This is a genomic window from Limosilactobacillus sp. (assembly GCF_041859915.1).
In the GTDB taxonomy this organism is placed as follows: domain Bacteria; phylum Bacillota; class Bacilli; order Lactobacillales; family Lactobacillaceae; genus Limosilactobacillus.
Genome location: NZ_JBFLGB010000049.1, coordinates 1 through 11267 on the forward strand (window position 1 = coordinate 1; position 11267 = coordinate 11267).

14 protein-coding genes are annotated in these 11267 nt (G+C 39.0%); 1 reads left to right on the forward strand and 13 read right to left on the reverse strand.

Going from position 1 to position 11267, the window contains the following annotated elements:
• The 10 genes from ACEYV4_RS07035 to ACEYV4_RS07080 all read right to left on the reverse strand — a co-directional run.
• The coding region (locus tag ACEYV4_RS07035; RefSeq protein WP_373842639.1) for a transposase at positions 1-116 on the reverse strand (116 nt) is incomplete at its 3' end.
• 427 nt (positions 117-543) lie between these two features.
• Positions 544-1503 (reverse strand): SMP-30/gluconolactonase/LRE family protein, encoded by a 960-nt coding sequence (locus tag ACEYV4_RS07040; protein ID WP_373842627.1) that lies wholly within the window; start codon positions 1501-1503, stop codon positions 544-546.
• A gap of 36 nt (positions 1504-1539) precedes the next feature.
• The gene (locus ACEYV4_RS07045; protein WP_373842640.1) at positions 1540-1731 is read right to left on the reverse strand and encodes a hypothetical protein; all 192 of its coding nucleotides are present in this window, start codon (positions 1729-1731) and stop codon (positions 1540-1542) included.
• Between the two features lie 274 nt (positions 1732-2005).
• Complete coding sequence (locus ACEYV4_RS07050) at positions 2006-2350, reverse strand: hypothetical protein (protein WP_373842628.1); 345 nt, start codon at positions 2348-2350, stop codon at positions 2006-2008.
• 76 nt (positions 2351-2426) lie between these two features.
• On the reverse strand, positions 2427-2585 hold the full coding sequence (locus ACEYV4_RS07055; RefSeq protein WP_373842629.1) for a hypothetical protein: 159 nt from the start codon (positions 2583-2585) through the stop codon (positions 2427-2429).
• A gap of 278 nt (positions 2586-2863) precedes the next feature.
• Positions 2864-3442 (reverse strand): TetR/AcrR family transcriptional regulator, encoded by a 579-nt coding sequence (locus ACEYV4_RS07060; RefSeq protein ID WP_373842630.1) that lies wholly within the window; start codon positions 3440-3442, stop codon positions 2864-2866.
• Positions 3443-3497: 55 nt separating this feature from the next.
• Positions 3498-4286 carry an MFS transporter gene (locus ACEYV4_RS07065; RefSeq protein ID WP_373842631.1) on the reverse strand — a complete coding sequence of 263 codons (789 nt, stop codon included), beginning with the start codon at positions 4284-4286 and terminating at the stop codon, positions 3498-3500.
• Positions 4287-4294: 8 nt separating this feature from the next.
• Positions 4295-4993 (reverse strand): MFS transporter, encoded by a 699-nt coding sequence (locus ACEYV4_RS07070; RefSeq protein WP_373842632.1) that lies wholly within the window; start codon positions 4991-4993, stop codon positions 4295-4297.
• Positions 4994-5680, reverse strand: a complete 687-nt coding sequence (locus tag ACEYV4_RS07075) for a flavodoxin (protein ID WP_373842633.1) — start codon at positions 5678-5680, stop codon at positions 4994-4996.
• 17 nt (positions 5681-5697) lie between these two features.
• The gene (locus ACEYV4_RS07080; RefSeq protein ID WP_373842634.1) at positions 5698-6567 is read right to left on the reverse strand and encodes an aldo/keto reductase; all 870 of its coding nucleotides are present in this window, start codon (positions 6565-6567) and stop codon (positions 5698-5700) included.
• Between the two features lie 119 nt (positions 6568-6686).
• On the opposite strand from ACEYV4_RS07080, the gene ACEYV4_RS07085 reads away from it, so the two are divergent.
• Positions 6687-7553 carry a LysR family transcriptional regulator gene (locus ACEYV4_RS07085; protein WP_373842635.1) on the forward strand — a complete coding sequence of 289 codons (867 nt, stop codon included), beginning with the start codon at positions 6687-6689 and terminating at the stop codon, positions 7551-7553.
• Between the two features lie 61 nt (positions 7554-7614).
• Here ACEYV4_RS07085 and guaA read toward each other — a convergent pair whose 3' ends face one another.
• The 3 genes from guaA to fba form a co-directional block, all read right to left on the reverse strand.
• Entirely contained in the window at positions 7615-9171 is a 1557-nt protein-coding gene (gene guaA / locus ACEYV4_RS07090) for a glutamine-hydrolyzing GMP synthase (protein WP_373842636.1), read from the reverse strand.
• 283 nt (positions 9172-9454) lie between these two features.
• Positions 9455-10111, reverse strand: a complete 657-nt coding sequence (locus ACEYV4_RS07095; RefSeq protein ID WP_373842637.1) for a histidine phosphatase family protein — start codon at positions 10109-10111, stop codon at positions 9455-9457.
• 23 nt (positions 10112-10134) lie between these two features.
• Positions 10135-11001: a class II fructose-1,6-bisphosphate aldolase gene (gene fba, locus ACEYV4_RS07100; protein WP_373842638.1), complete on the reverse strand. Its 867-nt coding sequence runs from the start codon at positions 10999-11001 to the stop codon at positions 10135-10137.
• Positions 11002-11267 lie beyond the last annotated feature (266 nt).

The following is an 11267-nucleotide window of genomic DNA, read 5'->3' on the forward strand; positions in this document are numbered from 1 at the left end:
ACTGTTTCAACGTGTCCTTTCAGCACTTTGTTGCGATACTTAGTCCCCCAAATGAGATGGTAATTAAGATTGTAAACTGATGTTCTACCATATGTAAGTCTATTTGTGTCTTTCATACTAATAATTATATCATATAATATGCTATCCATGTGTATGTTGAACACAAAAAGGGCAATTCATCACGTCCTTAAAAGAACGTGTTTCCTTGCCCACTTTCAAAAATTAAAAGGTGACAACAAAGAATTGGTTATCGTACCTGGAGCAACTCACACAGATTTGTACAATGGCGGTAATCATCACTTTATTCCATTCGATAAAATTGATAGTTTCTTTATAAGGAGTATTTAGATTAGTGGCTGAATTTACACTCCAAGTGCCATGTCATTTTGCCTTAGAATACCAAACCAAGTTAAATTAAAATAATTGTCTGTGTTTTAAACTTAATATCTATACATATATGTTTTATTATTCAATAATTATGATAGTCAGGTAATAACCTTAAACCAATCTGAAAATTTATAGTTGATCAATAAGAAAAAATTATCAAGTCATCGCTTGAGCATAAACCTGAGCTTTAAAAATAGCAGCTTCCCCTGTCTTTAAATTACTGCTGCACATATAAGCTTCGCTAGTATGTGGACGAATAATAATATGGGTTGACTTAAGCATATCTCCTTTTTCGCGACCAGGCAGTAAAATTTGTCCAATTGGAAAACCATTCTTATTAAAAATCAAGAATCTGCCCTGTCCGCACATCGAAACATAAACATTGCCATCATTATCTACCGTTAATGAGTCCGGGCCTTCCATCCCAGTAAAATAATACGGAATATTAGACAAAGATGGAACAATTGCTTTACCATCTTTACTCAGACCTAAATGATGCAAACATCCGCGACCATATTCAGTTACCCAAAGACTTTTACCCTCTGGATCTAGACCGATACCGTTACTGGCAATCATGCCACTTTTAACTACTGGTGTAACTGTTTTTTCATCAGGTGCAACATAGTAAATCCCAGCTGTGGGTCTATCTAAAGTACCACCTAAATCTGACAGATAAAAACCACCTTTTTTAGCAAAAGCCAAATCATCAAACATATGACCTGACAAGTTTGCTAGTTCTTTAATTACATGACCATCTTCTGGATCAAGGATAGCGACCGAACAGCCATGATCCGATGCAGCAGAGGTAACAAACAAGCGTCCATCAGGATAAACTTTTAAAGCAGAAGGGATCATCTGGTGCGGCAGATGAGTAAATTTATGCACTTCTTTGGCTTTTACATCGATTCGGTAAATATCGCCTTGCGGAGGAACGCAAACATATAAATGATCAGATTTATCAAAATTTAATCCTTCTAAAATATTAATTGCTGGCTTTTCCTTACTTAACGGAATATTGATAAAATGCGCAGCGACCGCTGTTGGCAAGCCCTTTTCATTTGGCGGAATAGGACAAAATTGATCTTCATCTTGATAAGACAACTTGTTAATCTGCATTTATCTTTCACCTCTGATAACTATCAATCTTTTAATTCAAAGCTCTTTTTCATTAAAAATAATATATTGTTCACGTGAAGCAATTAACCATTTGCCATCCTGCTTAACTAAAGTATCAATATAGCGAATGGAACTAACATTTATTACATTCTTGCCATTTTCTTCATTTTCAATAGTTGCTTGGCAATAGTGAGTATCTGTTGCCTCATAATCATTCTTTAAATCAATTTGTTAACCATTCATATGAAAAGAAGATTCAGCACTAGCCATGACGGCACCAAACTTTCCCCCATTTCTTAACTGCTATTAATTTCCATTATTTCCTTATCGCCAACATAGATCGTAATTTTAGTGTCCGACGTAAATAGCTTAGCCTACGCATGGACATTGATTTCTAAGGCTGAAAAGCGATCAATAACTTCTTTAATTGCTTCCTTATCTTTGATAAATTCATTTTTATTCTTTTCTTTTTCAAAAAACCTCCCTTAAAAGGGAGATTTAATTATTTTTCGACAATTTTGCCGTTTACACAACTAAAATGCTTAAGTACATTCCAAACAATTTGAGCATTGCTACTATGTGGGATGTGTGGTTCATTCGGCACTAATACTAATCGAGTAAAAGGATGCTTAAAACCTTTCTTTAAATATTCTGAAAAGGTCAATCTGTTCTCTACTTCCCGCTGATCATGACCGTAAGGATCATAATCAAAATAAGTAATTGTTTTTTGGTAAACATGATCTGATTTGTAACCCCAATAAGGGTAATTTTGATAATTAGCTTTCTGCGTATCAAGCATCCCATTACCAGCAAAAAGATCGTGCAAAACATTTTTTTCATCATCCATTACTGCGTTCATGCCACCCGGATAATCAATATACTCTCTCGTGCCTTGAATAAGCACAAAAGGTATTTCTACATTTTTATTGCGAGCATAACCGGGTCATCCAACCCATAGCAGCCATCCCAACTAGAAGGTGTGGGTAAGTGCTAGCTAATGCAACCGAACTAGCACCGCCATTAGAAAAACCAACTGAATGAATTTGCTGCTGATCGATCGAATATCTTTTTTTCAACTGCATGTATAACTTGCAGGAAAAAAGTAGTTTCTGAATAAGTAGCATAGTCATCATATTCAGGCGCAACCACAATTATGTTCTCTTTTTGGGCTAAATCTGCTCACGGATTACCAGTCGTACAGTTAAGATCTAGAATTAAAGGCAATTTTTTATTTTTTCTAAATTGGCTTTTTTACCGTAGACATAAACAGGACGATTATCAACTTGAAAAGCATATTCATAACCTTTTTTCATGGATAAAAAATATAGGTAATTCTTTCTAAATCACCTATTATTAAAAATTAATTATGCTGTTTTAGTAATTTTTCAACGCCACCACTCATTAATGCAGTAGCATAAGCAATTACGTTGTCAAGTTTTTCTTTGCGTCCATCTTTAACCCATTGAATATAGATATCTAGCCCGGTTTTTTCAATAAAATTAAGTAATACTTTCTTTTCAAAAACCGTCATTTGCTTAAATTCAAGTGACGCTCCCCAGGTATGCCTCATTACTTGATTAATCATTTGCTGGCGAATGCCATTATAGGAGCCACTGATTGTAATCTTGTCGTAAGCCGGACCCTGCTTAGCAGAAAATTCGAAGAAAGTGCGAATACTTTTATTAATATCACGGGGGTATTCAAAATTCTGAATTGTTTTCAAGTATTCTTGTGAATAGCGAGCTTGCATTTCTGCCAAAAGATCGTCAAGAGTAGGATAATAACGATAAAAAGTCTTTTTATTAATCATCGCTTTTCGGGCAAGCTCCGTCACCGTTATTTTGCGGTAATCTTTTTCGACAATTAATTCTTCAAAAGCACGATAAATACTTTTAATGGTTCTTTGAACTCGTAAATCTTCATAACCTGTTAATTTCATACTTTTATTATACATGATTAAGGTTATTTGTCAGCCACAACAACTAGAGACCTGATTATTTTTCAATTTTTTGCTGTTTTAAAAGACCACCACATATCAAAATTAGAATAGCTATTAAAGCTAATAAAGCTGCCGCAATCATAATATGATCAATTCCATTAAATAAGATATTACGCATTGGAGCAATTAAATGTTGGGGTAGGCCCTTTGCTGAACTAGCATTACTAATTTTATTCAACATTTTCATAGTAATTTGATGATGGCTCCGCAGCACTCCTCGAAGTAATGCTTGGTTTAAAATCGCACTATAAATAGCCGACATAAAGGTCTGACTTAAAATACGCGCTAAAAAAGCAAAGGAAGTGGCTACCGGCATATCACGCGGTTCAGCATCATTTTGGCAGGCTACCTGTAAAATACTAAAACTAAGGCCAATTCCAAGGCCTTGAAAAGCACCCATCACTAAAATAAAGGAATAGGTAGTAGCTTGCCCTCGAAAGACTAAACCGAGAAAACAAACGATAAATGAGATGGCCCCCATTAAGACTACCTGATATTGGCCAATTTTATATTGTGCATTAGGGCCAATCTCAGAACCCACAAAATTAAAAATGGCCCCAGGGATCTGCGTCATCCCACCAATAAAAGCACTTAAGCCTAATAAGCCCTGTGCCCACATTGGCAAGTAAACATTAAAGGCAACTTGAGAGCCCCATAAAAAAGTAAAAAGGAGAAAATCAAGGACTAGTTGCTTTTGCTTAAAAAGGCGCCCTGGAATAATTGGATCTCCTGCAATTCGTTCGACAAATGTAAGTAAGAAGAGAATGAGAAAGCCAATAATCATCAATGCCGTTACCCAATAATCATCAATGCCGTTACAATTATTATTTTGGCCTGGCCAAAAAGTTGAACCCCAGTCAAAATTAAGGCAAGGCCACTGACTAACATGCCAGCACCGAGGTAATCAACCTTCGCATTAGCTTGCTTATTGACATGTTCTCGATAGAAACTCTGAATTAGGAGAATTGAAATTACCGCTATTGGAATATTAATAAAGAAAATCCACCGCCAGGAAAAAGTATCAACCAACCAGCCACCTAATACTGGCCCTAGAATGGATGCTGTACTAAAACTAGCCGTGGCAATTCCGATTACCTCTTCACGACGTTTAATATTATTAAAAATACGTGCATAGATAATAAAGGGAATAGTATTCATCCCGCCAGCTCCAATTCCCATTAAGCCACGGGCTAAAATGAAGCAAGTAATGTTCGGAGCCAAGCCTTGAATTAGTCCACCAAAGCCAAAAGTAAAAGTACTTAGCATATAGGCCAATTTATTGCCCCTTCTTTCGCCAAATTTGCTCCATAAAGGTGTTGAAACTGCTTCAGTTAATAGGAAGACTGCGACAATCCAGCCCATGTATTGGATTCCATGTAAATCAGCAATAATTGCTGGCAATGCCGTATTAACAATTGTGCCATCCAGGCCGGCCATTGCATTGGACATAATTAATGCTAAGGTAATAATTATTTTCCTTTGTCTGCTCAATTAAGCACGCACTTCCTTCAACCACTTATAAACAGTTTTGTCGGCCTCATCAACCCGATTACCATTAACAATTAATGCAGGCTTAATTTGATAATTTTGTGCCCCAGCTTGATCTAATAAACTGCTAAGATCACTAAGGCAGCTACCAATGCCAAAGCCACCTTGAGTTTCAAAGGGCAGTATTTCTTTATTAGAAAAGTATTTGCCATAAACCTTGAGGAAACTCTTAATTGGTTCGCTTAATTCCATCGCCCAGGTTTGAAAGCCAAAATAAACCTTTTGATATCGGTCAAGACTTGGTAGGTCAGTCACAATTGCTGGTGAATGCCCGGTTGCCCGTTCACGATTGGCCCGAGAACGTGAATCAAGGTAGTTAGAAGGATAAGAATTTTTCAAAGCAATCTGGTAAACATCGGCATGCGTGAGATCTTCTAATTTACTGGCTAGCAACTCAGTGGAACCTGAGCGTGACCAAAAAATAATTAACTGTTTTTGGCCAGGAGTAAACTTCCTTAAAGCTTCACTTTCACTATTCGTGTCTGCCCCGTCAGAAACGGTATAGCGACCGCCTTCCCATTCCAAATCATTCTTACGAAGTAACTGATTAGCACGAACCTTTTTGCCAAGAAAATTAGCAACTACCGGTCCTAAATCAGTTGAATGAGTACCATTTTCAATCAAATTCACCAATTCCTTTCTAAAATTTATCTCAACTTAACCAGGTCAGGGCCAAAAATCTTCTTAATCATTATCGGATCACGATGATTAACAAATTGACTTTGTTTGGTATCTAAAGTAGCAATTCGTTTCATTTCAGTTGTACTTAAAGCAAAATCAAAGATCGCCAAATTTTCTTGCTGGCGTTTATTATGGCTAGACTTAGGAATAACAATGATGCCACGTTGAATGAGCCACCGCAAAATCACTTGACCGACTGACTTATTGTATTTTTCACCAATTTGTTTAAGCAAAGGATTATTAAAAATATTATTTTTCCCATTAGCAAATGGAGACCAAGCTTCCATTGCAACGTTCTCATTTTGTAAATATTTCACCATCTTTGCCCTTTGAAACCAGGGATTAATTTCAACTTGGTCAATTACTGGCTTAACTCGGTTACCTAAGCTTAAATCTTCTAGACGATCAGGAAAAAAGTTAGAAACACCAATCGACTTAATTTTGCCTGCTTTCTGAGCTGCTTCTAGAGCACGCCATGCACCATAAATATCACCTACAGATTGGTGCAAAAGCATTAAATCAATATAATCCGTTCCTAACTCTTCCAAGTCATTTTCAATCGCCTTAGTAGCTCGGTCATAGGAAAAATTAGTAATCCATAATTTAGTGGTTAAAAAGATATCTTCCCGCCTAACATTAGAATTTCGAATACCATCACCAACTGCTCTTTGATTATGGTAAGCTTCGGCGGTATCGATTAACCGATATCCATTGCTCAACGCCATTTCTACGATCTTAACCGCGTGGTCATAATCGGAAAGTCGATAAACACCAAAGCCTAATTGGGGCATCTTATAACCATCATTTAACTTAATCATTGGTCCATCATTAGTCATTTACATCTATTTCTCCCTTTAAGTTACTTATTTATTCCATCATAAAAGCTACCTGTTAGTTTGAAAATTACCATTTAGCTATGCTAGTATGCAGTTAGCACATACTGAAGGGGCTTAAAATGATCAAGCTTAATCTATTAACAGAATTGGTGGCTTTTCAAAAATACGATACTTTAGCCAAAGCAGCCCAACACTTATCCATAACCCAACCGACCGTTACCAGAGGTATGCAACAATTGGAGACAGAAATAGGAGTAAAATTATTTAATCGCGAGCCAAACCGCATTACTTTAACCCCAGTAGGCAAATTTGCTGCTAAAAAAGCCCAAGAGGTTCTTTTAACCAATAAAAATTACATTTTGCAGGTTCGCCACTACGCTTTAAGCCAAAATAACATCACAATAGCTGCTGATGCACCAGGACCAATAATGCTTTTAGAAGCCTTGCAACTTAACCAGGTTAAGATCAATCAGAAGCTAATTCTAACCAATTTTAAAAAGCAGTTGTTAAATGAACAGGTTAGTTGTTTAGTGCTTACTCAACCGCTCAGCGGAACACCTTTCGATTCAATTTATTTAGGTACCGAAAACTTAGCAGTTCATCTGAATAAATTCACAGACCTCGCTAATCACCAGACCGTTAAATTTAAGGATTTAAGGGGGATGACTTTTATTGTCTTCAAAAATATTGGTATGTGGCAAAAGATAATTCAAAGTAAAATTCCCAAAGCTAAGTTTCTATACCAAAATAATGCTAATGATTTCAAAGAGATTCGTAATAATTCTACTTTCCCATACTTTACAACGACGATCTCTCGCTTTAATCACAAGTGGACTAATCAAGTAAACGATGATCGAATACAAGTCAAAATTAAAGATTCAGAAGCTCACCAACAATTTTATGCCTGCTTTTTAAAAAGAAATAAAAAACGGCTTTCTCCCATCATCTACAAAATGCAAGATCAATGGGCAAAAGCCGATGATTAAATTTATTTTTTAATAATTTTAAGCGGGGATACCATGTCAGACATGGTATCCCCGCTCTTTTTTATTCGTATTCAATAGTCGAAGGCGGCTTACTCGTGACATCATAAAGAATTCGGTTAACGTGATCGACCTCGTTAACAATCCGCACAGAAATCTTTTGAAGAACATCCCATGGAATCTTAGCAAAGTCGGCGGTCATCCCGTCAATCGAAGTCACGGCCCGGATGGCAACCGCATAGTCATAGGTCCGTTCATCACCCATGACACCAACAGAACGAATGCCTGGGAGAACGGTAAAGTACTGCCAAATCTTCTCATCCAGGCCCGCTTTCTTGATTTCCTCACGAAGGATTGCATCGGAATCACGAACAATCTTTAACTTTTCTGGAGTAATTTCACCAATTACCCGGATTCCTAGACCGGGGCCAGGGAATGGTTGCCGCCAAACAAGTTCATGGGGAATACCGAGTTTTTCACCCAGCTCCCGGGTTTCATCCTTAAAGAGCTTTCGTAACGGTTCAATTAGCTTGAAACCAAGCTTCTTTGGCAGACCACCGACATTGTGGTGTGACTTGATCGTCTGCGCAGTATCGGTTCCGGATTCGATCACATCGGTATACAGGGTCCCCTGAGCAAGAAAGTCAGCATCGGGAATCTTCTTGGCCTCACGATTGAAGACTTCAATAAATTCCTTACCAATGATCTTCCGCTTCTTCTCAGGATCAGTAACGCCCTTTAATTTACCCAAGAAGAGGTCTGACGCATCAACTTTGATGATGTTGACACCAAGGTCTCGGTTCAGAGCATTCATGACCTGGTCAGCTTCGTTCTTTCGCAACAGGCCGTGGTCAACGAAGATGCAAGTCAGCTGATCACCGATCGCCTTGTGGATCAAAACGGCGGTTACAGAAGAATCAACTCCACCGGACAGGCCGAGGATAACCTTCTTATCACCGACTTCCTTACGAATGTGTTCAATCTGCAAGTCAATGAAATCATCCATCGACCAGTTGGCTTGTGCTCCACAGACATCAAAGGCAAAGCGTCGCAAAATATCAAGGCCGTATTGGGAATTGCGCACCTCCGCGTGGAACTGGATCCCGTAAAATTTGCGTTGATCATCTGCGATTGAAGCGATTGGACAATTCTTACTAGTAGCAGTGACCTTAAAGCCTTCGGGAGCCTTCGTAACTAGGTCCCCATGACTCATCCAAACATACTGATCCTTTGGCAAGCCCTTGAAGAGGACTGCCTGGTCGTCAAGGACCTTAATATCAGCTCGACCATACTCAGAATTTTCCGCCTTCTCAACCTTGCCACCAAGGTCATAAGACATTAACTGCATTCCGTAACAAATACCTAAAATTGGAATCCCCAGCTTAAAAATTGCCGGGTCAACCTTGAATGCATTTGGATCATACACACTGTTCGGCCCACCGGAAAAGACAATTCCCTTCAGGTTTTTAATTTGTTTGATCTTATCGGCCGTGATCTTATGTGAAAGCAACTCGGAATAAACCCCAAAGTCACGTAGCCGCCGGGTGATCAGTTGGTTATACTGACTACCGAAGTCCAGCACGACGATCTTGTCAAATGCATCTAAATTGATGTTTGCCACAATGCCACTTCCTTTAAAATGAATTTTTATCCTAGATGATAGTTTACAGGCTAGAAGACGGACGGTCAACCACCTTTTGTGATTTAATGTTACGTTTTCTGCCATTACCATTATAGCGAGTCGGTAATCAGAATGCCAACTACTATTTGGTAAGGCTCTGTGGCAGAGTAAGTTAACATTCAATATTATTTTTAAAATTAATTAGTCATTCCAGTAGTTATCATTCATTTAAAATGCAAAGGCCGAACAATAATTTAGTCATTATTGTTCAACCTAACATATTTTATAGTGATTGTTGGTCGTAAGCCAGCACCGTTGCTGTGCTTGGTGTCAAACGCATCTTCATCAGGGCTCCATTATGAAGACTACCAAACTTCTTACCGGGGGCCCCATAAACGCTGGCAATGTATTGGATGATTGATCCATGACTGGCAACTATCACCGTGCTGCCATCATTGAGCCCCTGGAGAAAGCCAATCGCCTTCTTAACCCGAGCATTTAATTGTTGACTACTTTCAGCTAAGTGAGCCGGGTCAGCTTCGTGAAGAAGGTCACGGGTTTTCATCACGCCAAATTCAGCCACCAGGTCACCAATGCGCCGCAAACGCTTACCACCATAATGGCTGGCCCAGATGGCTCCTTCCTCATTGCTGTGGCCTTCAAAGGAACCATAAAAGGCTTCTCGAAAGCACTTCTTCTGGGTTGGCTCACTCACCCGGGCGTGTGGGCACTGCTTAATTAAAATTCGTGCCGTATCCACCGCTCGTTTCAGATCGCTCGAAAAGAGATAGTCAATCGTCAATGGTGCTAGAACCTGCCCGATCTTCTTAGCGTCTTCTTCTCCCTTCGTCGTCAATGGAGTATCTGACCAGCCCTGGAGACGGGCAAATCGATTAAAATAAGTTTCGCCGTGCCGCACAAAGTATACCGTAATTGCCATTCTTCAATTCTCTCCTATCTAAATCAATCTACACTTGGCGTTCCCAACCAGCCAATGATTTCTTTCATTTTACTGGTAATTGCTTCAGTCCCGGGCAGAAGTAGTTTTCGTGGGTCATACCCTTTCTGCCGCCGGTCGAGATCCCGCTCATCTTCAATGTATTGACGGGTAGCCGCCTGAAAAGCAAGTTGCAATTCGGTATTAATGTTTACCTTAGCAATACCAAGTTGAATTGCTTTTTGAATCTGTTCCCGGGGAATACCGGAACCACCATGTAACACTAGCGGGATAGGAATCGCATTTGCAATTTCTTTCAACCGTTTGAAGTTTAAGCCTGGCCAATTAGCTGGATAAATACCATGAATATTACCAATTCCGCAGGCCAACTTATCGACCCCCAAATTGGCAAAGGTAATTGCATCCTGGACCGATGCTAATTCCCCACTCGTGGTATCCTGGTTTTCACCGATCTTGCCGATTTCGGCTTCTACTGAAATTCCCCGGTGATGAGCAGCTTTAATAACCGCCCTCGTCTTTGCAATATTTTCTTTTAAGGGCAGCTGATGGCCATCAAACATTACCGAAGAATACCCTAATTCAATGCACTTCATCGCTGCTTCATAGTCACCATGATCCAAGTGCATGATCACTGGTACTTGGATATCCATTGCATCCATCTGGTCAGCAACCATATCCTTGACAAACTGATAACCACCCATGTACTTGGCGGCCCCCATTGAAACCTGAACAAGTACCGGGGTCCGCGTTTCAGCTGCCGCTCGTAAGATTGCCCGAGTCCATTCAAGATTATTAATATTATAAGCGCCGACTGCGTAATGGTGCTTTCGTGCATCCTTAAAGATTTCGTTACCATTATCAAAATAGGCCATTTTAGTTCTTCCTCCAATTAAATTGCCGTTAATTTTGGTTGTTTAGTTTGAAGTGAACTACTCGGTCATAAATGACCGAGCTTCTGGGAACACGAAGTAGTATTTAGGATCTTGCACGTGTATTCATTTCTAGATTAATTGAAAATAAAGAGAGTGTAACTGCTAAGACAGCAGTTAGAAATGTTATTGTTTTTTTCATAGAAATTATTAACTCCTTTTTAATGCCCATATTATACTAAAAATATATCATACAAAGTCAAATCAAA

Excerpts from the sequence above, each read along its gene's own strand:
- ACEYV4_RS07050 (WP_373842628.1), bottom strand. The coding sequence starts at position 2,350 with ATGGATGATGAAAAAAATGTTTTGCACGATCTTTTTGCTGGTAATGGG.
- ACEYV4_RS07060 (WP_373842630.1), bottom strand. The coding sequence starts at position 3,442 with ATGAAATTAACAGGTTATGAAGATTTACGAGTTCAAAGAACCATTAAA.
- ACEYV4_RS07040 (WP_373842627.1), bottom strand. The coding sequence starts at position 1,503 with ATGCAGATTAACAAGTTGTCTTATCAAGATGAAGATCAATTTTGTCCT.
- ACEYV4_RS07065 (WP_373842631.1), bottom strand. The coding sequence starts at position 4,286 with ATGATTATTGGCTTTCTCATTCTCTTCTTACTTACATTTGTCGAACGA.
- ACEYV4_RS07085 (WP_373842635.1), top strand. The coding sequence starts at position 6,687 with ATGATCAAGCTTAATCTATTAACAGAATTGGTGGCTTTTCAAAAATAC.
- ACEYV4_RS07055 (WP_373842629.1), bottom strand. The coding sequence starts at position 2,585 with ATGCAGTTGAAAAAAAGATATTCGATCGATCAGCAGCAAATTCATTCA.
- fba (WP_373842638.1), bottom strand. The coding sequence starts at position 11,001 with ATGGCCTATTTTGATAATGGTAACGAAATCTTTAAGGATGCACGAAAG.
- ACEYV4_RS07080 (WP_373842634.1), bottom strand. The coding sequence starts at position 6,567 with ATGACTAATGATGGACCAATGATTAAGTTAAATGATGGTTATAAGATG.
- ACEYV4_RS07095 (WP_373842637.1), bottom strand. The coding sequence starts at position 10,111 with ATGGCAATTACGGTATACTTTGTGCGGCACGGCGAAACTTATTTTAAT.